The following is a 24297-nucleotide window of genomic DNA, read 5'->3' as shown; positions in this document are numbered from 1 at the left end:
AGGCCAACAGGAGAATTTGATGAGTGATTTAATAGATGTAGCGGTGCCCGATATTGGCGACTTTGATGCGGTTGAGGTGATTGAAGTATTGGTTTCTGTTGGCGATACAGTTGAAGTAGAGCAAGCTTTACTAACGCTTGAAAGCGATAAAGCGAGCATGGAGATTCCCTCTTCATCGGCCGGTGTGGTTGAAGAGATTTTGGTAACGGTGGGTGACTCGGTGGCAGAAGGCACGGTTGTTGTTCGCCTAAAACAGGTGAGTGCTATAGAAGAAATCAGTGCTCCATCCGTAAAGGAAACGGCACAAGAAGAGGCGGCGTCGGTAGCAGATATCAACATCCTTGTTCCCGATATTGGTGATTTCGACTCGGTTGAAGTGATCGAGGTGAATGTTGCTGTGGGTGATGTGGTCGAAGAAGAGCAATCGTTGCTCACGCTTGAAAGTGATAAAGCCAGTATGGAGATCCCTTCAACTGCGGCCGGTACGGTAAAAGAAATAAAAGTTGTGGTGGGCGACTCAGTATCTGAAGGCGGTTTAATTGTCGTCTTGTCTGGGCAAGTGGCTATCACAACTGGGAAGAGTGATTCAGTGTCTGAGCCTCAAACTTCGGAAAAGGTAGTGGCTTCTTCGCCGTCGCCAAAACAACCTGCGCAACTGGCTAGCACTGCGCCAGCGCCTGTTAGCTCTAAGCCTATGGGGCATATTCACGCGAGTCCGACGGTGCGTAAGTTTGCAAGAGAACTGGGTGTCGATTTATCAACGATCTCAAAGGCATCAGGACCGAAAGGTCGGCTGTTAAAAGAAGACATTAAAAATCACGTTAAACAAATTATATCGGGCGCATCTACGTTAGCTGCACCGACGGGCTCAGGCATACCGCCCATCCCAGCGATTGATTTTTCAAAGTTTGGTGAGATTGAAGAGAAGCCACTTAGCAAGATTAAACGCTTAACGGGCACTAACCTTACAAGAGCTTGGCTGAATGTGCCGATGGTGACGCACCATGAATTAGCTGATATTACAGAGATGGAAGCGTTTCGGAAATCATTAAAGGCGGACGCCGAAAAGCGTGGCGTTAAGGTGACTTTCCTCGCTTTTATTATGAAAGCTCTAGTAGCGGCTTTGAAAGAATTTCCACAATTTAATGCATCATTGTCGCCTGATGGGCAGAGCCTTATTTACAAGAAGTATTACAACATAGGGATAGCGGTGGCAACGCCGAATGGGCTAGTAGTACCTGTGTTCAAAGATGTTGATAAAACCAATATTTTTGAATTGGCGGAACAAATGGGTGCGATCAGTAAAAAAGCGCGAGATGGCAAACTGTCACCGAAAGAAATGCAGGGTGCTTGTATGACCATTTCGAGTTTAGGCGGCATTGGTGGTACGGCTTTTACACCCATCGTTAATGCGCCTGAAGTGGCAATACTTGGGGCGACTCGTGCTGATATTCAGCCTGTTTGGAATGGCAAAGAGTTTGCTCCACGATTAATGCTTCCGTTAGATATGACATATGACCATCGAGTGATCGACGGTGCCGATGCGGCGGCTTTCATGATGGCTTTATCTGGTTATCTGAACGATATCCGTCGTGTGTTGTTGTAGGAGGCGTTATGACTGATTTTATAGATATAAATGTTCCCGATATTGGTGAGTTTGACGAGGGTGTCGAAGTGATAGATATTGCTGTTTCAGTGGGTGATATCGTTGCTATCGAAGATAGTATCGTGACGCTCGAGAGCGATAAGGCGTCGATGGATATTCCCAGCACCGGCGCCGGAGTCGTTAAAGAAATTATGGTTGCTTTGGGTGATAAAGTGCTCGAAGGCGATATGCTCATTAAGCTTGAAGTTATGGCGTCCGCTTCTACGCAAGACAAAGCCGCTTCTGACGATATCCCAGTGGCCAAGCCTGTTTCTACGCCGGTCATTCCTGCAAACGCTAACGCCGACCTACACGCTGAAGTGTTAGTGATGGGGGCGGGTCCCGGCGGTTATACCGCAGCATTTCGCGCGGCAGATTTAGGCAAGAAAGTAGTGTTGATTGAGCGTTATTCTTCATTAGGCGGCGTTTGTTTGAACGTGGGCTGTATTCCATCAAAAGCCTTGTTGCACCAAGCTCAAGTGATTCATGAAGCGGCGGAGATGTCGGCTCATGGTGTTACATTTGAACCGCCAACGTTAGACATTGATGGCATTCGTGGTAATAAAGAAAAGATCATTCAGCGCTTAACAGGTGGTTTGGCGGGTCTGGCAAAACAGCGAAACGTGACGGTAGTGACGGGGTATGCAAATTTTGCCTCAAGTCATTCGGTGGTTGTTGAGCGTGATGGTGCTAGTCAAACAATATCATTTGATAATGCGATTATTGCGGCAGGTTCTCAGCCAGTAAAAATTCCAGGCTTTCCATATGACGATGAGCGACTAATGGACTCAACGGGTGCGTTAGCGCTAGCGGATGTGCCTGAAACAATGTTAGTCATAGGTGGCGGTATTATTGGGCTTGAAATGGCGACGGTTTATCACGCCCTAGGCTCCAAAATAAGCGTTATAGAGTTAATGGATCAGTTGGTGGCGGGCTGTGATAAAGATTTAGTTAAACCCTTGCACAAACGCCTTTCAAAGCAGCTAGAAAATATTTACTTAAAAGCAAAAGTGACAGCCATTGAATCCACCGATGCCGGTTTAAAAGTGACATTTGAAGGTGAGGGTGTGCCCGAGTCGGCAGTGTACGATCGAGTCTTATTATCGGTGGGTCGACGAGCCAATGGTGGGTTGATCAGTGCGGATAAAGCAGGCGTGAAAGTGGATGAACGCGGCTTTATTTCGGTGGATAAACAAATGCGAAGCAATGTGCCGCATATTTTTGCTATCGGCGATGTCGTCGGCAACCCAATGTTAGCGCATAAAGCGGTACACGAAGCCAAAGTAGCGGCAGAAGTGATAGCCGGTGAAAAGGCGGCGTTTGACCCGATGACGATCCCATCAGTAGCGTATACCGACCCTGAAATATCATGGATGGGTTTAACTGAAACTACGGCAAAAGCGGATGGCATTAAATACGAAAAATCAGTGTTCGCGTGGGCAGCAAGTGGCCGTGCCTTGAGTATTGGTCGCGATGAAGGCATGACTAAAATTCTTTGGGATCCACAGACAAAGCGTATATTAGGCGCGGGTATCGTGGGGACAAATGCTGGTGAACTCATCGCTGAAGCGGTTCTGGCATTGGAAATGGGCGCTGATGTTGAAGATATGAGCTTAACCATTCATCCGCACCCTACGCTGTCCGAAACCTTGTGCTTTGCGGCAGAAATGCAAGCAGGCTCGATTACGGATTTATACATTAAGAAGAAATAAGCGCCAGCATTCAGTGAATACAGTGACTTTAAATTACGCGCAACACGGTGAATTAGGCGAGCCGCTAATTATTTTGCATGGTCTATTTGGTAGTGCTCGGAACTGGCAGGGTATTGCCAAGCAGCTATCGGATCGTTATACCGTATATGCGCTAGATTTACGTAACCATGGCGGATCGCCACATTCAGACATAATGGACTATTCATCTATGTCAGCCGATGTGTTGGCGTTTATGGAGCTGCATCAAATAAAATGCGCGACGGTGCTTGGGCACAGTATGGGCGGAAAAGTGGCTATGCAGTTTGCCTTATCATCGCCAGAGAAAATAAGCAAACTAGTGTTGGTGGATATAGCGCCAGTGGCGTATACGCACAATTTTGACGACGTTTTGGCGGGCTTTTATCACGTGCCGCTAGATCATGTGAATTCAAGGAAAGAGGCGGAGCGATACTTAGCGGAAAAAATAGCCGTGCCAAGTTTGCGGCAGTTTTTATTACAAAATTTAGTGAAAGGTGAGACTGGCGGCTACCAGTGGCGTGTAAACTTAGCGAGCATTGAAGAAAACATGCTGGCGATTATGGGCTTCCCCGCGAATGAGGCGGTAGCGGCGTATACCGATCCAGCCTTGTTTATTAATGGTGGCAAGTCCAGCTACTTAGCCTTGCGTTACCAAGGCGTGGCGAAAGATATGTTCCCTAATGCTGAATTTCAAACAATAGAAAGGGCAGGGCATTGGCCACACATCGAGTCACCAACAGAATTTATGCAGATGCTCAATCATTTTCTAGGCTAACGGAAAAGCTATAAAGTTTTGCTTTTATCGGCCGATACAAGCGGCATGAAAGTAATTAATCACACGTTATCAATATTAGCGGTCATATTATTTAGCGCTAGTACGCAGGCGCAACAGTATCAAGCGCCGATTACTCATTCACAATGGCAATTTTCAGGTAACAAGGTGGCATGCTCAATAACGCATACCATTCCGCAGTATGGTGTGGGTGTTTTTGAACAAAAATCGGGCGAACGCGTTAACTTTACCTTACAAGCCAAGTCGTATGTGCCGCCAATTCAAACGGCCATGTTGAGTTCTGTGGCGCCGGTTTGGATGCATGATGCACCATCGTTAAAGTTAGCGACAGTTGAAGCTTCGGCGCATCAAGTAGAGGTCAATAGTGATGTGTCTGAAAGGATGTTACAGGAACTTTCTAACGGGCGTTTTCCGCAATTTAACTATGAAACTAAGCAAGGTGGCGCTGCGGTAAGTGTCGTTGTATCGTCAGTTAATTTTTTGGATGTGATGGCTCTGTTTGAGGCATGTCGTCAAAACTTACTGCCATTTAGTCGAAAAGATGTGCATCAAAAACTATCGTTATTCAATAATTTAAGTACAACAATCACACATAAAAACCGCAAACTTTTGAGTAAGGCGGTGACGTATGTGAGAGAGGCGGGCCCTACTGAGCGGATTGACCTTATTCGTGGTACAGACGGTTTTTCAGTCAAAGATGGCCGGCGAGTTTATGATAAGCGTGTGCAAACGTTACGTGACTTCTTAATTAAAGAAGGTATGCCCGCGGAGCAAGTTATTGCGCTTGATGACCCTGAAGCATTAGATACGCCTGAGGGCAGTGTGCGCATTAAGGTGGCTGGGCCAGAACCTTTCAGCCATATTTATTTTAGGTCGGGCTCAACTCAGTTAAATAAGCGTGACAATACAAAATTGGACTATTTGTTGGACTATTTGCGCCTACAAAAACCAGAAGGTACCCTCGTGCTTAAGGGGTATAGTGATAGTGAAGGGCCGCGTCAGGCTAATATGGCGGTGTCTAAAAAACGTATTAATGTGATTAAGCAATATTTGCTAGCAAAAGGGGTTAAGTCCGAGCAAATTATTACGAAAGCGTATGGCGAAAGTAGGCCAACCAGCAGCAATCGTTATCCAACAGGACGCCAATTGAATAGGCGCGTTGATATTTCAATTTCAGGGTAGCGCCAAGCGGTCATCCAATCAGGTATAATTCGCGCATTATTTTTTTAAGTCGCGAGTTAGCCCATGTCAAAGCAAGAAGTGAATAAAGTTGTTTTAGCCTATTCAGGTGGATTAGATACGTCCGTTATTCTTAAGTGGTTGGAAGATGTATACGGTTGTGAAGTGGTTACATTTACGGCCGATTTGGGTCAAGGCGAAGAAGTTGAGCCAGCTCGCGCAAAAGCGGTGTCGTATGGTATCAAAGAAATTTATATCGATGATCTGAAAGAAGAGTTCGTTCGTGACTTTGTGTTTCCAATGTTTAGAGCCAATACCATTTATGAAGGTGAGTACCTTCTTGGTACGTCTATTGCGCGGCCGCTTATTTCCAAACGTTTAATTGAAATTGCCAACGAAACGGGTGCTGATGCTATTTCGCATGGCGCAACTGGAAAAGGCAATGACCAAGTGCGTTTTGAACTCGGTGCGTATGCGCTGAAACCAGACGTAAAAATTATCGCGCCATGGCGTGAATGGGATTTAACCTCACGTGAGTCGCTATTGGACTATGCTGAAAAAGCAGGTATTGCGGTTGAAATGAAACGCGGTAAAAAATCACCGTATTCAATGGATGCCAATTTGCTACATATTTCCTATGAAGGCGATATTTTAGAAGACCCATGGGTTGAGCCTGAAGAAGACATGTGGCGTTGGTCGGTATCGCCAGAAGCGGCGCCGAGCGACGCAACGTACATTGAACTTGAGTACAAAGCGGGTGATATTGTTGCGATTGATGGGCAGGCGATGTCTCCCGCAACAGTGCTGGCAGAGTTGAACAGAGTCGGTGGTGCTAATGGTATTGGTCGTGCAGATATAGTAGAAAATCGCTATGTCGGTATGAAAGCCCGTGGTTGCTACGAAACACCGGGTGGCACCATTATGCTCAAAGCGCACAGAGCTATCGAGTCGATTACCTTGGATCGTGAGGTGACTCACCTTAAAGATGAGTTAATGCCGCGTTACGCTAGCCTTATCTATAATGGCTACTGGTGGAGCCCAGAGCGCGAAATGTTGCAAACCATGATCGATGCATCGCAAGTGACGGTGAATGGGCGTATTCGTTTGAAGCTTTATAAAGGGAATGTGATCGTTGTGGGGCGTGAGTCGTCAACAGATAGCTTGTTTGATGAAAATATTGCAACCTTCGAAGATGATGGTGGTGCATATGATCAAAAAGACGCAGAAGGCTTTATTAAATTAAATGCCCTGCGTATGCGCATTGCGGCAAGAAAGCGATCTTAGAATCAAAAAAAACGCCCTCAGATGGACAGAGGGCGATATAGGAACTCTTAAAGATTTGAGGTCGACAAGCAGCAACAAAGGGAGACTTCTTGAAACTGCTGTAAGAGTTGATGATAGCTTAACGAGTTATTTCGGCCTTTGGAATGTGGCAAATTGTCGCATCTCATTACAGGGTGGTTCGGTTTAATAAGACAGCTGGGTTCAAGTAGGTTGCTTAGATGATGGTGAATAGCGATTCTGGGCATACGATAATAATATTCGTAACTGCCAATGGGCGAAACATTACATCGGTAGTGCCGGTAAGAAGTTTAGGCGCTATTTTGGCTTTGCCAACTAATGAAAGTTAGTGCTGAGCGGCATTGCTTTAAGTGCGGTTCTTGTTCTATTAGGTAAAGACGTTTTTAACATAGTAAAAAAACGTCTCAAGGTGATAAAGCCTTCACCTCAGTTGTTTTAGTAATGATAGGCTAGTGGTTTCTGATATGAATTTTGAAAAAATTCGCTGTTTTAACGGCTCATTGGCACATAAAGAAAACAAATTTAACGTATAGAATAAATGGAAAATATGACGACAGTAGGGCAATTGTTTATCGTGTCAGCACCATCGGGTGCGGGTAAAACAAGCCTAGTGAAAGCGTTGTTAGAGTCGGTTTCTGGTGTAGAAGTCTCGGTTTCTCATACGACGAGGGCAGCAAGGTCGGGCGAAACAGAAGGTGTGGATTACAATTTCATCGACGCAGATGGCTTTCAGCGGCTTGTTGAGCATCATGGTTTTTTAGAGCACGCGAGTGTTTTTGGTAATTCATACGGTACATCGAAAGCACTGGTTGAAGCGAAACTGGCCCAAGGTATCGATATTATTCTTGAGATAGATTGGCAAGGAGCGCAACAAATACGTGATGTCATGGAAAATTGCTGCTCGATCTTTGTTTTACCGCCGTCTAAGCAAGTGCTAGAAGAGCGGTTGAGAAGGCGTGGGCAAGACAGTGATGACATCATCGAAGAACGGATGTGCACAGCGGTTGATGAAATGTCACATTACAATGAATATGACTTTCTAGTTGTTAACGATGATTTCGAGATTGCGTTGAACGAAATAGTGGGGGTTGTGAAGTCGCAGCGACTACTGATACAACGAGGAAGCCACACCCATTCAGCATTGATAAATCAGCTACTTAATTAATAGGGTGAAATAGGGTACAATGCTCGGCTATTCAAATTATTTAATATTTTATAAGGGGCTCAAATGGCACGTGTAACAGTTTCTGATTGTCTTGAAAAAGTAGACAACCGTTTTGATTTGGTTTTATTGGCTTCAAGACGTGCGCGCCAAATTATGGATGGCGCAGAGCCAAGCCTTGAGCTTGAAAATGATAAGCCAACCGTTGTTGCCTTAAGAGAGATTGCGGCAGGGAATATTACAGAAGACGTTTTGGATTTAGTGGATAACCCACCAATTGAAGAACTGTTTATCGATGAAGAAGACTCTACTGAACAAGCAGTTACAGAAGAAGGCTCAGTCAGCTAAAACTGTTTGGAAATACCTTCTATTCACCAACAGAGTTTTGGTGATAGACTCGAATGCTCATGATGTTATTCATGGGCATTTTTTATATGTGTTGGAAAATAATCATTAATGGAAGTAGAGACAAAAAAAACAAGTGAACTACCACAAGTAGTGTTGTTAGCCGAATTAATGTCGGTGCTGACTGAGTACCTGCCTGTGGCCCAATTAGAACAAGTGGAAAAGGCGTACCAAGTGGCGAGCGACGCTCACCTTGGTCAGTATCGCTTAAGTGGTGAAGATTATATTTGTCACCCGGTTGCCGTTGCACTCATTTTGAGTCATATGAAATTGGATGTTGACTGTATTATGGCGGCACTTATGCACGACGTGTTAGAGGATACGGAGACAACATTTGATGACCTAGAGGCTTCTTTTAACAAGGACGTTGCGGGTCTTGTTGAGGCGGTTAGTAAGCTAACGAAAATTAATTTTAAAACCCGCGAAGAGGCGCAAGCTGAAAATATGCGCAAGATGTTTTTGGCCATGGCAAAAGACTTACGGGTGATTATTATTAAGCTCGCTGATCGTTTACATAATATGCGAACAATTAGCGTTATGAAGCCGGCGAGTAAGCGGCGTATTGCCAAAGAAACACTCGATATTTATGCGCCGATCGCACATAGATTAGGTATGCATGAGTTTCGACTTGAGTTAGAGGACTTAAGTTTTGAGGCGATGTTCCCTCGGCGTAAAGCCATCATCTCCAAAAGCATTAAAAAAGCCCGAGGAAACAGAAAAGAGGTCGTTGATAAAGTTGAAAAGTTACTGATAGATGGTTTTTTAGAGACTAACTTTCCTGGCGTGATAAGCGGTCGTGAAAAGAATTTGTATAGCATTTATCGGAAGATGAAGCGACAAAGCATACCGTTTAACGAAGTGTTTGATGTGTACGCGTTTAGGGTGATTGTAGAAACCAAGGGGGAGTGCTATCAAGCACTCGGTGTGCTACATAATTTATTTAAACCTATCCCGGGAAAGTTTAAAGATTACATTGCATTGCCAAAGAGTAATGGCTATCAGTCATTGCATACCGTTTTAGTGGGACCTTTCGGCGTACCAATCGAGCTTCAAATTAGAACCCTTGAGATGAATAGGGTAGCTGAATCAGGTATTGCCGCACACTGGCTATATAAAACAACAGATGTTGTGCATGACACTCAAGTTAGAGCGCATGAGTGGCTAAGGAATTTGTTAGAAACCCAAAAAGACTCAGAGGACTCGTTTGAGTTTATTGATACCTTAAAGGTGGCTTTATTTCCGACAGAGATTTTTGTTTTTTCTCCAAAAGGGAAAATTGTTAAATTGCCTAAAGGTTCAACTGCCGTTGATTTTGCATTTGCGGTACATACGGATGTTGGTATGACCTGCGCTGGGGCGAAAATAAATAGAAGAATGGAACCTTTGCATACGGTGCTTAGAAATGGGCAAACGGTTGAAATCATGACCAGTGACTTTGCTGTCTGTAACCCTAACTGGTTGAACTTTGTTGTTACAAATAAGGCGAGGCACGCTATTCGTCATCACCTAAAAGAATTTAAAGAGCGTGATGCCATCGCCTTAGGTGGTCAACTGTTGAATGCTGAGTTTACAAGCGCGGGCTTGAATTTTGGTGAGCTCGACCCTGAGCAGCTGAACGCATTTTTGGATGAACAACAAATCGGCTCGCTGGACGCCTTGCTGATGGATTTGGGGTTTGGTAATCGTATGCCCTTATTAGTCGCTCAGCATCTAATGATGGCGGCAGGCGCGGAGGAATCGCCGATAGATATTGCTAAAGGCAAACAGTCCACGGCAACACTCAATATTCACGGTGCAGACGGTATGCTTATTAACCTAGGTACCTGCTGTAGGCCCGTTCCGGGTGATAAAATTATTGGCTTCTTTAACCCTGGACGAGGTGTCGTGGTGCACCGAATTCATTGCAAAAACACCAGGGAGTTCAAGCGTAAACATAAAAACTGGTTGAGCGTGCAATGGTCAGACCTAGTTGAAGGTGATTTTAGTTCAGACCTTGCTTTAGAATTAAAGAATGAACGCGGTGTTTTAGCGGCCATTACTTCAATATTCTCATCATATGATTGTAATATTGAAAACATAAAAATAGCGTCGCGTTCAGAAGATGCTTCAAGTGATGTTTTTACTATTACAGTGCGTGATCGGAAACATTTGGCTCGAGTGATGCGCCGTTTACGGGGACTTTCGGCACTGACAAAAATAACTCGAATTAGGAACTAAGGGGGGAGCTTTGCAAAAAATAGTTATTCATACGGATTCAGCGCCGGAAGCGATAGGCACGTATTCTCAAGCGATTAAAATTGATCAGACTGTTTACTTGTCAGGGCAGATTCCATTGGTAGCAGAAACAATGGTGCTGGTTACGGGTGATATTGGAGATCAAATAGAGCAGGTGTTGAAGAACTTAACCTCTGTAGCGCAAGCGGCGGGTGGCTCACTATCAGACATTGTTAAGCTTAATATTTATTTAACAGATATGGCCGATTTTCCTGTGGTAAATGAAAAAATGGCCGAGTATTTTTCACAACCGTACCCAGCTCGAGCGGCGATAGGTGTCGCGGCGTTACCAAAAGATTGTAGCGTCGAAATGGATGCCGTTATGGTGCTAGGTAACGACTAATGGAAGCTGCTTGACGTTAGAAAAGCATTGATAGCATTGATAGCAGTGAAAAGTTGTTTGGATGATTTGCCCATTACCCAGCTAAAGGGGGTCGGCGAAAAAGTGTCGGCTAAGTTACAGCGCTTAGGCATCGTAACAGTCGCGGATATCTTATTTCACCTGCCATTTAGGTACGAAGACAGAAGCAAGCTGGTGGCGATAGGGTCTTTGCCAGTTGGCGAGTCGTGCTTATTTGAAGGCCAAGTTGAATTGGCAGAAGTCGTGTTCAGAGGGCGCCGCTCAATGTTAGTTCGGGTAAGCGATGGTACCGGCTTCGTCACTCTACGATTCTTTCATTTCTCAAATACTCAAAAACAAGCGATGAAGCGCGGCCAGTGGTTACGCTGTTTTGGCGATATCAAAGCCCACAATAAATCGGGCGCTGCTGATGTTGTTCACCCAGAATACAGGCTTATTTCTGAGGGGCAACGTGGTCAGATTGAAGAAGGTCTGCTGGCCGTCTACCCAGTAACCGAGGGTTTGCATCAGGCGTCTTTTAGGAAGTTAATAAAGCAAGCGTTTTTGCTGCTTCAACAAGGGGCGGTGGTGCGCGATTGTTTACCTCAACAGGTTATAAATGATCGTTATTTGCCGACATTAGCAGATAGTTTGCAACAATTACATTACCCCGAAACGATGCCGCCACTGGACGCTAGTAAAATCCCCGCGTTTAAACGTTTAATATTCGAAGAGTTATTGGCTCATCATTTGAGTTTAAGTCGCTTAAAGGAAGGCGTGCAACTTAATACCGCGCCAAGTTTCAGTTCGGATGGAAAAGATAGACGACATTTTTTAAACTCTTTAGGCTTTGATTTAACGGGTGCGCAACATCGCGTTATTCAGGAGATAGAGTTGGACTTAGCTCAGCAACGTCCTATGCAGCGTTTGTTGCAAGGAGATGTGGGTTCGGGCAAGACGATTGTTGCGGCCTGCGCTGCACTAGCGGCAACAGAGGCCGGCTTTCAAGTCGCTATTATGGCGCCGACAGAATTACTGGCCGAGCAGCACTTTAAGAATTTCAAGTCGTGGCTAGCAGATCTGGGTGTTCAGGTGGATTGGTTAGTGGGGCAGCATAAGGGGAAAACCTACGATGCGATTACGGCAGATATCAGAGAAGGACGTTCTGGCATTGTGATTGGTACGCAGGCGTTGTTTCAGGAAAAGGTGACTTTTGCTAAATTAGGCTTGGTCATTATTGATGAGCAGCACCGATTTGGCGTGCACCAACGGTTAGCATTGCGTGACAAAGGTGCTGCGAATGGTTTGCACCCGCATCAGCTGGTCATGACGGCAACGCCTATCCCGAGAACACTGGCGATGCTTGGCTATGCTGATCTAGATTTATCGGTGATTGATGAATTACCGCCTGGGCGCACCGCGGTGACCACATCGGTGGTGCCAGTATCAAAACGAGAACGGGTTATTGAACGAATTAAACAGGGTGTTGAAGACGGCCGGCAAGTGTACTGGGTCTGTACCCTTATCGAAGAATCTGAAGCCTTACAATGTCAAGCGGCTGAGGTGGCGGCCGAGTTGTTGCGAGAAAGATTAACAAATTTAAAAATCGGCTTAGTGCATGGGCGGATGAAAGCGGATGAAAAGCAGGCCGTTATGCAACAATTCAAACAACGTGAGTTACATATATTGGTTGCTACAACGGTTATTGAAGTGGGTGTTGATGTACCCAATGCCAGTTTGATGGTGATTGAAAATGCGGAACGATTAGGCTTGGCACAACTGCATCAGTTGCGTGGTAGAGTGGGCAGAGGGCAGCGCGCTAGCCATTGTGTATTGATGTATAAGCCGCCATTATCAAAAAATGCCAACGAGCGATTATCGATTATGCGTGAAACGACGGATGGTTTTAAAATTGCCGAAAAAGATATGCAATTACGCGGTCCAGGTGAGTTGCTGGGCAAACGTCAGGCTGGATTTATGCAATTTAAAGTAGCGGATATGGAGCGTGATGCAGATGTGTTGGAACAAGTCAGTGAATGTGCGGACAATATTTTGCGAAAACAGCCAGAGTTAGTAGAACCTTTAGTTCACCGTTGGGTAGCTAATTCAGTAGAATATGCGCAAGTTTGATTAAGTAGAGCCACGTTGAAGAGTATTAATAATTTTTTCGTCAAAGAACCCGCGTGGCGTGAGCTGAGTCAGTGGCCTTTGCGTACGATGCCGAAACATGTGGTCGATTGGTTGCTTGAGCCTAATTCGCTGACAAATCGTATAAAAACGACGTTTCATAAACCGTTTAGTGTCAGTTTGAAAGGGCAAGGCCTAGCAAAATCATTTTTGGCTGACGCTCAACGTTTAAATCAACCTCCGTACCGGTATGCATTAACTCGCGAAGTTGAATTGAATATAGGCGGCAAGCCCTTCGTATTTGCACGCACGACCTTGCCTAGAAAAGTAGCCCATAACCTACAAGAACTAACACATTTGGGCAGTAAGCCACTCGGTGAAGTTATTTTTAGCTACCCAGATCTCAAAAGAGTAAGACTTGATTTGGCTAAGATTGATGCGGCTCAATTAAATATAACAACGCGAAAGCTGCTTGCTGGACAGCCATATATCTGGGCGCGTCGAAATACTTATCAGATAAACAAGTGTACCTTCCTTGTGAGTGAGTTTTTCTTACCTGCCTTGTTTGAGAGCGCATGAGGCTTCATTTAAAAAAATCAAATCTTGAGGCGTATTGGTTGTTAACGCGAATGCATAAGCCGATAGGTAGTTTGTTATTACTTTGGCCAATGTATTGGGCGCTTTGGATCGCCAGTAACGGTCAGCCAGATTTGCTTGTCTTCATTGTTTTTACTCTAGGTGTGGTGTTTATGCGTTCGGCGGGCTGCGTCATTAATGATTATGCCGACCGGCATATAGACCCATATGTGTCGCGCACAAAAGATAGGCCGATTGCTTCAGGCCAAGTAGAACCGATAGAGGCTTTGCAATTATTCGCGGTGCTGATTTTTGCATCGTTTCTATTGGTGTTATTGATGAACGCGCTAACGATTTGGTTGTCATTAGGAGCTGTTTTTTTGGCGAGCTTGTACCCGTTTATGAAACGTCATACGCATTTGCCACAGGTGTTTCTAGGGATGGCGTTTGGTTGGGCCGTGCCGATGGTCTTCGCAGCTCAAACAAACGCAGTGCCACCGATAGCATGGCTGGTATTTGTGGCAACGGTGATTTGGGCGGTTGTATACGACACCATGTATGCAATGGTTGACCGCGAAGACGATTTAAAAATAGGAGTGAAGTCCACCGCTATTTTATTTGGCGATATGGACAGGGTGTTGATCGGTTTTTTCCAATTCTTATTTTTTATTGCGCTGATTATGATTGGGCAAAAAACGGACATGGGTTTGGCTTATTCTGCGGCAGTGTTTATGGCACTCTTATTATCTATCTACCATCAATATTTGATTAGGGATCGAGAGCCAGCAAAATGCATGGTCGCGTTTTTAAATAATAACTGGCTAGGGCTGGTTGTTTTTGTCGGTATAGCGACAGACTATGCTGTCAGGGGCTATATAAGTTAGGCTCGGGCAAAGGCCCAAATTTCAACGCGTTGTACGCCTTGTTGCTTTAACGTTTTGGCAATTTCATTGGCGGTGGCCCCTGTTGTCACTACGTCGTCGATAATGGCGACCGATTTTATCTTCCCCGTTGCTTCATAATAAAAAGCATTATTTAAATTTTTCCGACGTTCAGCGGCCTTCAACGTCGCTTGGCTAGTGGTATTGACAACTCTTTTAAGCGCTTGATGAATAAGCGGGATGTTGAGTTCCTTGTGAATATATCGCGCGATATACGTCGATTGGTTGAAACCGCGTTCTCTTAGCCGTTTTGGGTGTAACGGAACAGCGATAAGGGCGTCTGGCTGTTTGTCGAGCCTGTTGAAGTGGCGAGCCATTAATGTGCCCATTGTTCTAGCGCAGCTATGCTTGGCTTGAAACTTGAGTGACTGGATTAAAAACTGTGCGATACCGTCATATCGGTATAGCGAGGTGACTTGATCAAAATAGGGTGCGGTTTTTAAGCACCTGCCACAGGTGGACGATTCGGTCGTTAGCTCAATATCACAGATGTTACAACTTAGTTCAATTGATTGCAGGTCCAGTAAACAAGGCTGGCAAAGGTCAAGCTCATTATGGCCAGTCTGATTACAGATAAAACAAGTTAATGGATAAAGGGTTGATTGAGCAATATTTGACCAGTTGTTCATTTTTATTTAAATTAATTTTGACAACTTTTCTGTCTAATGTACCATGACTCTTTTTAAGGTTGGAAAGGGTGTTTTCAAATGAGCATATCATCAGAAGCGATCGGTGAGCAAAAAAGAGCGTCGGTTAATATAGTAAGAAATACGTGGCCGCTGAAGAAAATTCAAGCGTTGTTTGATTTGCCCTTCAATGACTTACTTTTTAAAGCGCACACCATACACCGAGAAAACTTTGACCCCAACGCGGTTCAAATCAGTACCTTATTGAGCATCAAAACCGGTGCCTGCCCTGAGGATTGTTCTTATTGCCCGCAAAGTGTTCGTTACGACACCGGGCTTGAGAAAGAGGCGTTAATGGAAATTAGAGCGGTTGTTGACGCCGCCAAAGAGGCTAAAGCCAACGGCGCAAGTCGTTTTTGTATGGGCGCTGCATGGCGTAGCCCAAAGGACCGTGATTTAGATAAAGTGACGCGCATGGTCGAAGAAGTGAAGGCATTGGGAATGGAAACATGCGTGACCTTGGGTATGTTGGAGGACAGTCAAGCAAAGCGTTTAAAAGACGCGGGCTTAGACTATTACAATCATAATATTGATACCTCTGAAGAGTACTATAAAGAGGTGATTACCACGCGTACTTACCAAGACCGGTTGGATACCATTGAGACCGTTCGCGGTGCGGGAATTAATGTTTGTAGTGGCGGGATTGTGGGCATGGGTGAGGTCAGTGATGATCGAGCTAAGATGTTGCAAACCTTGGCCAATATGGAGCACCCACCTGAGAGTGTGCCAATTAACAAGCTGGTGCAAGTGGAAGGAACGCCGTTAGACGGTGCGGCGGCCATTGATTCGCTAGAATTTATAAAAACAATCGCAGTGGCGCGTATTTTAATGCCTAAGTCACAAGTAAGGTTGTCGGCTGGCCGCTCTGATATGACGGATGAAATGCAGGCGATGTGCTTTTTTGCCGGCGCGAACTCCATTTTTTATGGTGATCAATTACTCACTACAGAAAACCCATCAGAAAGCGCGGATCATCAGTTGTTTAAACGCTTAGGGATCCATCCCGCAACGGCGTAATTGTTTGTATGAGTCAGTGGGAGTTCTCCAGCGAGCTTGATGAGTTAAAGCGTCAGCAGCTTTATCGATCGCGTCAGCTAATCGACAGCCCGCAAGGTGCTAAAGTTGAAATAGATGGGGCCTTGTTCGATAATTTTTCGAGCAATGATTACCTCGGTTTGGCAAACCATCCAAGCGTGGTAAAAGCATTCCAACAGGCGGCTGAGAAGTATGGTGTGGGCAGTGGTTCGGCACATCTTATTTGCGGGCATAGCCATGAACATCACGCTTTAGAAGAGGAGTTAGCCGAGTTTACTGGGCGTCAGCGAGCCTTGGTTTTTTCAACCGGCTATATGGCGAATATCGGTGCAATAGCAGCGCTAGTGCAAAAAGGCGATGACGTTTTTCAGGATAAACTCAATCACGCGTCGCTCATCGATGGTGGAAAAATATCGGGCGCTCAAGTAAAGCGCTTTTCGCACGGTGATATGAATCGTTTAAGGCAATTACTCGAAAAATCATCAGCCAAAAAGAAACTTGTTGTTAGTGACGGTGTTTTTAGCATGGATGGCGATGAAGCTAAGATCAATGAGTTGGCAACGTTGGCCGAGCAGGCAAGCGCTATGCTGATGATTGATGATGCGCATGGTTTCGGTGTCATCGGAAAACGCGGTGGCGGTTTGTTGGAAAAGTACGACTTGAGTCAGCAACAAGTGCCTATTCTAATGGCAACGTTTGGTAAGGGCCTAGGCACTTCTGGGGCTTTTATAGCCGGTAGTGAGGAGTTGATTGAAACGCTTATTCAGCGTGCTCGAACGTATGTTTTCACAACGGCAATGCCGCCTGCGATTATGGCTGCCACTAGGCAAAGCTTAAAAATATGTCAACAAGAGTCTTGGCGGCGCGAAAAGCTGAGCTCTTTAGTCGCTCGGTTTCGGCAAGGTGCGGAGCAACTGGGCTTAAGTTTGATGCCATCTGAGACGCCGATTCAGCCGGTTATTTTGGGCAGTAATAAAGCGGTCATGTCGGCGAGCAGTTATCTAAAAGAGAGGAACATATTGGTTGCTGCTATTCGCCATCCAACGGTTAAAAAATCCAGCGAACGCTTGAGAATAACACTCTCGGCGACACACACCGAATCGCAAGTTGATGCATTGCTGCTTGCGCTTGAAGGAGCGGTCTGTTGATTAAATTGAATATGCATGTGTCGGGTAAGGGGCCAAATCTTGTCTTGATACACGGCTGGGCAATGAGTCCTTTAGTTTGGCAGGAGTGGTTGCTTGATCTGGCAAAATCATACCGTGTTATCTGTGTTGAGCTGCCGGGCCACGGTGACAGTGACTACCGTGAGCGCTGGCAGATGAATGAGTTGTTAGAGGCGATGGCCGAACAGTTGCCAGACAGTTGTAGTGTGCTGGGTTGGTCGTTGGGAGGAATGGTTGCGTTAGCTTACGCGGGAGCATATCCGCAACGCGTTAATAAGCTCCTTATGCTGGCGAGTTCTCCTAAGTTTGTACAAGCAGATGATTGGCAATGTGCGACGACTAATAGTGCGTTTGACGCCTTCTCTTTGGGTATAAATGATAAGCCAGCGATGACAATTAAGCGCTTTATTAAGCTGCAAACGCAAGGTGTGGAGCAATCTAAAGAGATGAATGCTTTCCTTAGGGGCTTGGTGAAAACGAATGTCGACGATTCGCATGAAGGGCTTGTTAGCGGCTTAGATATTTTGCGCACGAATGACCTTCGTGGCGTATTAAAAAGTCTCACTTGCCGAATATTAATGGTGTTGGGTAAGAAAGATCAGCTAGTACCGGTCGAAGCGGGGCAGCGTTCAATGAGTCTCAATCCTAATATCGATTTATGCGTGATAAATAACGCGTCGCACGTGCCGTTTCTTTCGCACCCGTTACAAGTATCTCAGGCAATAGATCGCTTTATGCGCGCCGGTGAGGGTTTGTTGTGAGTACTGATGTGTTTCAAACGCAAGCATTTAGCAAAGAGATGGTGCGGCAATCCTTTGATGATGCCTCACAAGGCTATAATCGATTTACCTCGCTACAACGATTGATTGGTGATCGTTTGCTCGCGCAATGTGGCGCGAAAACGCAGACGTTTAAGCGCGTTCTTGATATCGGTTCTGGGACAGGTTACTTAACCAAAAAACTAAGTGAGTTAGAGGCTGTTGAAAATTTGTATGCGCTGGATATTGCTGCGGGCATGCTGCAACAGACAAAACGTAATTTAGGTGATTATCAGGTCAAAGGGCTTATTTGTGCTGACGCAGAAAAGCTGCCGCTGACAGATAAAGTGATGACGACCATCTGCTCTAATGTGGCCTTTCAGTGGTGCGATGATTTGGCGAAGGTTTTTGGTCAGGCTCATAGAGTGTTAGAAACAGGAGGTTCTTTTGTGTTCAGTACGTTCGGGCCGTCAACCTTGCATGAATTGAAGGCATCATGGCAAACAATTGACAAGGCTGTACACGTGAACTCGTTTGTCAATGAGAGTGAAATAAGAGAAAACTTGCTACTGGCGGGGTTTAAAAACATCTCAATTGTTAGTGAGGATATTGTGAAATATTATGACTCACCAAAACAACTGATGTTAGATCTAAAGGGAATGGGTGCGCACAATATAAATCGAGGGCGCCGACTCGGGTTGACGGGTGTTCAGCGCTTCAAATCTATGTTGCTCGAGTATGAGGCTTTACGCACAAAGCAAGGGATTCCTGCCACATTCCAAGCCGTCTACGTTTATGCTGAAAAGTAAACTGTGTCAGAAGAGGCCGCTTTGATGGCAACAGGATTCTTTATAACGGGTACCGATACGGATGTTGGAAAAACCTATGTTGCAACGGAGCTAATCAAAGGTTTTCGAAGGCGTCAGGTCAAAGTGTCGGGCTTTAAGCCGGTAGCGGCCGGCGCAAGTTGGATTGATGGCCAGTTAAAAAACCAAGATGCACTTGATCTAATGCAAGCGGCGTCAGAACCGTTCTTATATAACGACGTTAACCCTTATTGCTTTGAGCCTGCAATAGCACCACATTTAGCAGCGCAACAGGCGAATGTGGTGATGGAGCTATCAGCTATTCAATCTATCTATGCTAAGCATAAAGCGACATCGGAAGTGGTTATTGTTGAAGGGGCGGGTGGATGGATGGTTCCGCTAGATAATAATGTGGGCTTTGATGAACTGGCTTTAGCGCTGGATCTCCCTGTTATTCTTGTGGTCGGCTTAAAGTTAGGCTGCATTAATCATGCGCTATTAACAGAGGCGGCCATCATCAATAAAGGTTGTCGAATAGCAGGTTGGGTTGGGAATGACATTGGCGGTGAGTTTGAAGAAATCGATGAAAATATCCTGACATTAAAAAATCAAATGACTTCGCAATGTATTGGTTATGTTGAACACCAATCACAGAAAGAAAGGAACAGCGTACGTAGCCAAAGAAATATAGAGAGTCTACTTGATTATTTAACTGGTTTTCGTTAAATTGCTGAGCCATAATGCCTTGACTAAAGAGAGGTAGAGAAATGGTGGATTATGGTAATGGAGGCGCAGGAATACGGTATATCGTATTAATGCCTAATTCTTCATTGCCGTTTAGACAAGCGATAATTTTTTTTGTTGGAATATCCGTTGTTTCTTTATCTGTTGCGCTGTTGTTTTATTTTATGGGGCTGTGGTTGATACTGCCTTTTTCTGGCATAGAGCTTTTATTGCTAGGGTACTGCTTAGTAATAACGATGAAAAAATGCGGTGTTAGAGAAGTCATTACCATCAGTGATAAAGTAATACGGGTAGAGCGCGGATCAAAAAAGGCGGAAAGCAAGAGTGAATTACCGTTAGGTTGGGTTCGGGTTGAATTAGAGAAGCCAAAATATAAAGGCTATCCAAAAAACCTTGTGTTGAGTTCGCACGGTAAAAAGATTGAGGTTGGGCGCTTTTTAGTTGAAAGCGAACGAGAAAAGTTGGCGATACAGCTTAAGAAAATGCTGACCAAGCCAACATAGTTAAGTTTTGAAAGTTAAAAAATAAGGGAGACAGTTTCTGTGATTAAACTAAAGCAACTTTTTGCTAGTGGCGCTGTACTGACGTTTATGTCCAGCATCGCGCATGCGGAATATGGGTTGAATTTACCTGTAGGTGTAACTGAGACGAGCAAGCAGGTTTATGATTTGCATATGTTGATCCTTTGGGTCTGTGTTGCTATCGGTGTGGTTGTTTTCGGTGCAATGATTTATTCGATGATTTATCACCGTAAATCACAGGGGGCGGTGGCGTCACAGTTTCATGAAAGTATGACCGCTGAGCTGGTTTGGACTGTTATCCCATTCGTTATTTTAGTTGTTATGGCAATACCGGCGACTAAGGTATTGATCGAAATGCATGACACTTCAGAAGCGGACATGAAAATTAAAATAACGGGCTATCAATGGAAGTGGCGTTATGAGTATATTGGAGAAGATGTAGACTTTTTTAGTACATTGGATGCTGAGAGCAACAAGGCGCGTCAAGTTGGCTCAGATATAGACCCTTCAACAGTAGAGAATTACCTGTTGAATGTCGATCATCCGTTAGTTATTCCAGTGGGTAAGAAAGTAAGTTTCTTATTAACGGCTAGCGATGTTATTCATTCGTGGTGGGTCCCCGATTTCGGTTGGAAAAAAGATGCTATTCCCGGTTATATAAACGAAGCATGGGTGAAAGTTGATGAGCCAGGTATTTATCGTGGCCAATGTGCGGAACTATGTGGGCGTGATCATGGCTTTATGCCAATCGTTGTTGAAGTTAAATCTGAAGCTGATTATGCAATATGGTTGGCTGAGCAAAAAGCAGGTTCGGCGGCAGAAAAATTAGCAGCAATTGAAGAGCTTGCTCCAATAGAGCTGAAAAGGAAGGGCAAAAAAGTTTATCGTGCTAATTGCGTGGCCTGCCATCAGAAAAAAGGTGAGGGTGTCGAGGGTGTGTTTCCTGCGATCACCGGAAGTGCTGTCGCGACAGGTGATATCAATACGCATATTGACTTGATAATGAACGGTAAGGCAGGCACTGCGATGGCAGCATTTAAAGACCAATTAAGCGACGTTGAATTGGCAGCTGTTATTACTTACCAACGTAATTCATTAGGTAATAAAGTAGGCGATGCTGTTCAGCCTGCGGACATTGCAGCATTAAGATAATTAGGAGATTTAGATAATGACGACTGTTACAGATTCACATGACGATCATCACGATCACGGTCCAGCAAAAGGCTTAATGCGTTGGGTAACCACAACCAATCATAAGGACATTGGTACACTTTACTTAATATTTGCGTTAGTGATGTTCATGGTTGGTGGCGCGATGGCGATGGTCATCCGTTTGGAATTGTTCCAACCAGGCCTACAGTTTGTTGACCCTGGTTTCTTTAACCAAATGACAACGGTTCATGCATTGGTTATGATTTTTGGTGGTGTGATGCCGGCTTTTGTTGGCTTAGCGAATTGGATGTTGCCGATTATGATTGGCGGTCCAGATATGGCGTTGCCGAGAATGAACAACTGGAGTTTCTGGATTCTTCCTTTCGCATTTGCCATGTTATTGTCTACCTTCTTTATGGACGGTGGTGCACCAGCAGGTGGCTGGACACTTTATCCTCCATTAGTCTTACAAGGCGGAAACGGCTTTCCCTTTATGATTTTTGCTATTCATATGATGGGGATCTCCTCAGTGATGGGCGCAATCAATGTGATTGTGACTATTTTAAATATGCGGGCGCCCGGCATGACATTGATGAAAATGCCTTTGTTCGTGTGGACATGGTTCATTACAGCTTATTTGCTAATTGCTGTGATGCCTGTGCTAGCAGGTGCGGTAACGATGTTGCTGACAGATCGTTTTTATGACACAACATTTTTTAGTGCTACAGGTGGTGGCGACCCAGTTTTGTTCCAACATATTTTTTGGTTCTTTGGACACCCTGAAGTATATATTTTGATTTTGCCAGCCTTTGGCATAGTGTCAGCTATTATCCCAACATTTGCTCGCAAGCCACTATTTGGGTATAGCTCAATGGTTTACGCGACGTCATCAATTGCATTCCTTTCGTTCATTGTTTGGGCGCATCATATGTTTACTGTCGGTCTGCCGCTAGAGGGTGAACTGTTCTTTATGTATGCGACTATGTTGATTGCTGTGCCAACGGGTGTAAAAGTGTTTAACTGGATCTCCACTATGTGGAAAGGTTCTATGACGTTTGAAACACCGATGTTATTTGCGATTGGTTTTGTCATTATGTTTACGATAGGTGGTTTCTCTGGCCTAATGCTGGCGATTGCACCTGCTGACTTCCAATATCATGATACTTACTTCGTGGTTGCGCATTTCCATTACGTACTGGTTACTGGTGCTGTTTACTCAATTATGGCGTCTGTTTATTACTGGATCCCTAAATGGACTGGCAATATGTACAATGAAAAGATGGGTCAATGGCACTTTTGGTTGTCTACAATTTCAGTTAACGTCCTTTTCTTTCCTCAGCACTTTTTAGGGCTTGCGGGTATGCCGCGTCGTATTCCTGACTATTCAGTTCAGTTTGCAGAATTTAATATGTGGTCTAGCATTGGTGGTTTTGCCTTTGGTTTATCTCAGGTGTTCTTCTGCTTCATTGTTTATAAAACAATAAAAGGTGGTGAGAAAGCGACTGACGAAGTTTGGGAAGGAGCAGAAGGTCTTGAATGGACTTTATCTTCACCTCCGCCATACCATAGTTTTTCAACGGCACCTGAAATTAAATAATTGTTTGCGCCTAGCGAACCTAGGCGCAGTATTATTAATATGAAAAAACAACGAACAAAAAATTTAATCACAGTCGCTATTTTGGTGACAGTAGCCATCAGTTTTTATGTGGGTTCGTTTATATTTCTAACTGAATAAATAGGGTATTGAATAAATACTTCTTTAAGAATAAATAATTGGAATAGGTAAATTTATGTCTTCAGAAAATGCGTATTACGTTCCTCATGATGCTAAATGGCCCATTGTTGGTTCAATTGGCTTAACATTGTTTTTGGGTGGGTTTGCTGGCCAATTAAATGATGCTTCATCGGCCTCAATCATTATGATGATTGGCTTTTTAGTATTGGTCTATATGATGTTTGGCTGGTTTGGTGATGTAATTAATGAGAGCGAATCTGGCGCGTACAACAGTGCTGAAGATGCTTCATTTCGTATCGGAATGATTTGGTTTATTTTTTCTGAAGTTATGTTTTTTGCCGCTTTCTTTGGTGCTTTATATTACATTCGAGTCTTCTCAGTACCCTGGTTAGCTGGTGAAGGTTCTGGGGCTGCGACAAATGAGTTTATCTGGAGTGGCTTTGAGGCAATCTGGCCTACCAATGGCCCAGCTGAAGTGGGCGGCGTATATGAAAAAATGGGTCCCTGGGGCTTGCCGGCCATTAATACTCTGCTTTTATTGAGTAGCGGCGTTACGGTAACATGGGCGCATTGGGGTTTAATCGCAAATAAACGTAAGCAGCTTATTATTGGCTTAGCACTAACTGTATTTCTAGGTTTTTTGTTTGTCTGTTTACAGGTTTTAGAATATAGCCATGGTTACAACGAATTAAACTTAACAATGGGCTCAGGTGTTTATGGCTCAACCTTTTATATGTTGACCGGCTTTCATGGCTTTCATGTAACGGTTGGTGCGATTATGTTAGCGGTGATGCTCGTTCGTAGTATAAAGGGGCACTTCACACCAGAAAATCATTTTGCATTCGAAGCGGCTGCTTGGTACTGGCACTTTGTTGATGTGGTTTGGTTAGGGCTGTTTATATTCGTATACTGGTTATAGCAAGCCTAAACAGTTTAATGAGGCGCTACACTGTAGCGCCTTTTTTATTGCTAGTTAGCGTGTTTCTTCTATCTCTTGTGGAACCGGTGTGATGCCATGAGGTTTAATGAAACCAAGGTATGAAGCCAATAGTAATGAGGCGAATAAGGTCAAAGAGAGCCCGACACGTAGGGCTAATGACTTAACAACTTCTTTCGGTGCGGATTTTCTTCTAGACAGATGGTAAAACGCTTTAAATAAGTTGTAGATAATGAAGCACAACGTAAAAATAACTAAGTATTTGATTAATGGCGGCATAATG

Annotated in this window: 23 protein-coding genes; 21 read left to right on the top strand and 2 right to left on the bottom strand. The window is 44.6% G+C overall.

The window, feature by feature from the left end; genetic code table 11:
- The first annotated feature begins 19 nt into the window (after positions 1-19).
- The 12 genes from aceF to ubiA all read left to right on the top strand — a co-directional run bounded on the left by aceF (position 20) and on the right by ubiA (position 14417).
- A complete protein-coding gene (aceF, locus tag AB1Y31_09385) occupies positions 20-1606 on the top strand; it encodes a dihydrolipoyllysine-residue acetyltransferase (GenBank protein MEW4983383.1) in 1587 nt (528 codons plus the stop codon).
- Positions 1607-1614: 8 nt separating this feature from the next.
- Positions 1615-3357 carry a dihydrolipoyl dehydrogenase gene (gene lpdA / locus AB1Y31_09380; protein MEW4983382.1) on the top strand — a complete coding sequence of 581 codons (1743 nt, stop codon included), beginning with the start codon at positions 1615-1617 and terminating at the stop codon, positions 3355-3357.
- Positions 3358-3379: 22 nt separating this feature from the next.
- On the top strand, positions 3380-4150 hold the full coding sequence (locus AB1Y31_09375; GenBank protein MEW4983381.1) for an alpha/beta fold hydrolase: 771 nt from the start codon (positions 3380-3382) through the stop codon (positions 4148-4150).
- A 45-nt stretch (positions 4151-4195) separates the two neighbouring features.
- Positions 4196-5350: an OmpA family protein gene (locus tag AB1Y31_09370; GenBank protein ID MEW4983380.1), complete on the top strand. Its 1155-nt coding sequence runs from the start codon at positions 4196-4198 to the stop codon at positions 5348-5350.
- Between the two features lie 63 nt (positions 5351-5413).
- Positions 5414-6631: an argininosuccinate synthase gene (locus AB1Y31_09365; GenBank protein ID MEW4983379.1), complete on the top strand. Its 1218-nt coding sequence runs from the start codon at positions 5414-5416 to the stop codon at positions 6629-6631.
- Between the two features lie 565 nt (positions 6632-7196).
- Positions 7197-7814 carry a guanylate kinase gene (gene gmk / locus AB1Y31_09360; GenBank protein ID MEW4983378.1) on the top strand — a complete coding sequence of 206 codons (618 nt, stop codon included), beginning with the start codon at positions 7197-7199 and terminating at the stop codon, positions 7812-7814.
- A gap of 63 nt (positions 7815-7877) precedes the next feature.
- Complete coding sequence (gene rpoZ / locus AB1Y31_09355) at positions 7878-8159, top strand: DNA-directed RNA polymerase subunit omega (GenBank protein MEW4983377.1); 282 nt, start codon at positions 7878-7880, stop codon at positions 8157-8159.
- Between the two features lie 108 nt (positions 8160-8267).
- A complete protein-coding gene (locus tag AB1Y31_09350; GenBank protein ID MEW4983376.1) occupies positions 8268-10433 on the top strand; it encodes a bifunctional (p)ppGpp synthetase/guanosine-3',5'-bis(diphosphate) 3'-pyrophosphohydrolase in 2166 nt (721 codons plus the stop codon).
- A gap of 10 nt (positions 10434-10443) precedes the next feature.
- Complete coding sequence (locus tag AB1Y31_09345) at positions 10444-10833, top strand: RidA family protein (protein ID MEW4983375.1); 390 nt, start codon at positions 10444-10446, stop codon at positions 10831-10833.
- 45 nt (positions 10834-10878) lie between these two features.
- The gene (recG, locus tag AB1Y31_09340; protein ID MEW4983374.1) at positions 10879-12960 is read left to right on the top strand and encodes an ATP-dependent DNA helicase RecG; all 2082 of its coding nucleotides are present in this window, start codon (positions 10879-10881) and stop codon (positions 12958-12960) included.
- A gap of 15 nt (positions 12961-12975) precedes the next feature.
- Positions 12976-13536, top strand: coding sequence for a chorismate lyase (locus AB1Y31_09335; protein MEW4983373.1), 561 nt, complete (start codon positions 12976-12978; stop codon positions 13534-13536).
- Positions 13533-14417, top strand: coding sequence for a 4-hydroxybenzoate octaprenyltransferase (gene ubiA / locus AB1Y31_09330; GenBank protein MEW4983372.1), 885 nt, complete (start codon positions 13533-13535; stop codon positions 14415-14417). Before AB1Y31_09335 ends, ubiA begins: the two co-directional genes overlap by 4 nt.
- Here the strand turns inward: ubiA and AB1Y31_09325 are convergent.
- Positions 14414-15103, bottom strand: a complete 690-nt coding sequence (locus AB1Y31_09325; GenBank protein ID MEW4983371.1) for a ComF family protein — start codon at positions 15101-15103, stop codon at positions 14414-14416. The two genes, ubiA and AB1Y31_09325, sit on opposite strands and share 4 nt — an antisense overlap.
- Before the next feature lie 78 nt (positions 15104-15181).
- Between AB1Y31_09325 and bioB the strand changes: the two genes are divergently transcribed.
- From bioB to AB1Y31_09280, 9 genes are all read left to right on the top strand, one after another.
- The gene (gene bioB / locus AB1Y31_09320) at positions 15182-16177 is read left to right on the top strand and encodes a biotin synthase BioB (protein ID MEW4983370.1); all 996 of its coding nucleotides are present in this window, start codon (positions 15182-15184) and stop codon (positions 16175-16177) included.
- An 8-nt stretch (positions 16178-16185) separates the two neighbouring features.
- Positions 16186-17343 (top strand): 8-amino-7-oxononanoate synthase, encoded by a 1158-nt coding sequence (bioF, locus tag AB1Y31_09315; protein MEW4983369.1) that lies wholly within the window; start codon positions 16186-16188, stop codon positions 17341-17343.
- Entirely contained in the window at positions 17340-18122 is a 783-nt protein-coding gene (locus tag AB1Y31_09310) for an alpha/beta fold hydrolase (protein MEW4983368.1), read from the top strand. Before bioF ends, AB1Y31_09310 begins: the two co-directional genes overlap by 4 nt.
- Positions 18119-18928 carry a malonyl-ACP O-methyltransferase BioC gene (gene bioC / locus AB1Y31_09305; protein MEW4983367.1) on the top strand — a complete coding sequence of 270 codons (810 nt, stop codon included), beginning with the start codon at positions 18119-18121 and terminating at the stop codon, positions 18926-18928. The genes AB1Y31_09310 and bioC overlap by 4 nt, the downstream gene beginning before the upstream one ends.
- Before the next feature lie 24 nt (positions 18929-18952).
- Complete coding sequence (gene bioD, locus AB1Y31_09300; protein MEW4983366.1) at positions 18953-19651, top strand: dethiobiotin synthase; 699 nt, start codon at positions 18953-18955, stop codon at positions 19649-19651.
- 41 nt (positions 19652-19692) lie between these two features.
- Positions 19693-20172 (top strand): DUF2244 domain-containing protein, encoded by a 480-nt coding sequence (locus AB1Y31_09295; GenBank protein MEW4983365.1) that lies wholly within the window; start codon positions 19693-19695, stop codon positions 20170-20172.
- Positions 20173-20211: 39 nt separating this feature from the next.
- Positions 20212-21342, top strand: a complete 1131-nt coding sequence (gene coxB / locus AB1Y31_09290) for a cytochrome c oxidase subunit II (protein MEW4983364.1) — start codon at positions 20212-20214, stop codon at positions 21340-21342.
- Positions 21343-21358: 16 nt separating this feature from the next.
- Positions 21359-22939 carry a cytochrome c oxidase subunit I gene (gene ctaD / locus AB1Y31_09285; GenBank protein MEW4983363.1) on the top strand — a complete coding sequence of 527 codons (1581 nt, stop codon included), beginning with the start codon at positions 21359-21361 and terminating at the stop codon, positions 22937-22939.
- Between the two features lie 193 nt (positions 22940-23132).
- Positions 23133-23996 (top strand): cytochrome c oxidase subunit 3, encoded by an 864-nt coding sequence (locus AB1Y31_09280; GenBank protein MEW4983362.1) that lies wholly within the window; start codon positions 23133-23135, stop codon positions 23994-23996.
- Between the two features lie 54 nt (positions 23997-24050).
- Here AB1Y31_09280 and AB1Y31_09275 read toward each other — a convergent pair whose 3' ends face one another.
- The gene (locus AB1Y31_09275) at positions 24051-24293 is read right to left on the bottom strand and encodes a DUF2909 domain-containing protein (protein MEW4983361.1); all 243 of its coding nucleotides are present in this window, start codon (positions 24291-24293) and stop codon (positions 24051-24053) included.
- Positions 24294-24297 lie beyond the last annotated feature (4 nt).

This window comes from Cycloclasticus sp., from assembly GCA_040743155.1.
Taxonomy (GTDB): Bacteria; Pseudomonadota; Gammaproteobacteria; order Methylococcales; family Cycloclasticaceae; genus Cycloclasticus.
This window is presented reverse-complemented; position numbering and strand designations above follow the sequence as displayed.

Bases quoted from the DNA above. Each gene is read 5' to 3' on its own strand.
- bioB (MEW4983370.1), top strand. From the start codon at position 15,182: ATGAGCATATCATCAGAAGCGATCGGTGAGCAAAAAAGAGCGTCGGTT.
- lpdA (MEW4983382.1), top strand. From the start codon at position 1,615: ATGACTGATTTTATAGATATAAATGTTCCCGATATTGGTGAGTTTGAC.
- rpoZ (MEW4983377.1), top strand. From the start codon at position 7,878: ATGGCACGTGTAACAGTTTCTGATTGTCTTGAAAAAGTAGACAACCGT.
- bioF (MEW4983369.1), top strand. From the start codon at position 16,186: ATGAGTCAGTGGGAGTTCTCCAGCGAGCTTGATGAGTTAAAGCGTCAG.
- bioD (MEW4983366.1), top strand. From the start codon at position 18,953: ATGGCAACAGGATTCTTTATAACGGGTACCGATACGGATGTTGGAAAA.
- AB1Y31_09275 (MEW4983361.1), bottom strand. From the start codon at position 24,293: ATGCCGCCATTAATCAAATACTTAGTTATTTTTACGTTGTGCTTCATT.
- AB1Y31_09365 (MEW4983379.1), top strand. From the start codon at position 5,414: ATGTCAAAGCAAGAAGTGAATAAAGTTGTTTTAGCCTATTCAGGTGGA.
- aceF (MEW4983383.1), top strand. From the start codon at position 20: ATGAGTGATTTAATAGATGTAGCGGTGCCCGATATTGGCGACTTTGAT.
- ubiA (MEW4983372.1), top strand. From the start codon at position 13,533: ATGAGGCTTCATTTAAAAAAATCAAATCTTGAGGCGTATTGGTTGTTA.
- AB1Y31_09370 (MEW4983380.1), top strand. From the start codon at position 4,196: ATGAAAGTAATTAATCACACGTTATCAATATTAGCGGTCATATTATTT.
- AB1Y31_09350 (MEW4983376.1), top strand. From the start codon at position 8,268: ATGGAAGTAGAGACAAAAAAAACAAGTGAACTACCACAAGTAGTGTTG.
- gmk (MEW4983378.1), top strand. From the start codon at position 7,197: ATGACGACAGTAGGGCAATTGTTTATCGTGTCAGCACCATCGGGTGCG.
- AB1Y31_09325 (MEW4983371.1), bottom strand. From the start codon at position 15,103: ATGAACAACTGGTCAAATATTGCTCAATCAACCCTTTATCCATTAACT.
- ctaD (MEW4983363.1), top strand. From the start codon at position 21,359: ATGACGACTGTTACAGATTCACATGACGATCATCACGATCACGGTCCA.
- AB1Y31_09280 (MEW4983362.1), top strand. From the start codon at position 23,133: ATGTCTTCAGAAAATGCGTATTACGTTCCTCATGATGCTAAATGGCCC.
- AB1Y31_09295 (MEW4983365.1), top strand. From the start codon at position 19,693: ATGGTGGATTATGGTAATGGAGGCGCAGGAATACGGTATATCGTATTA.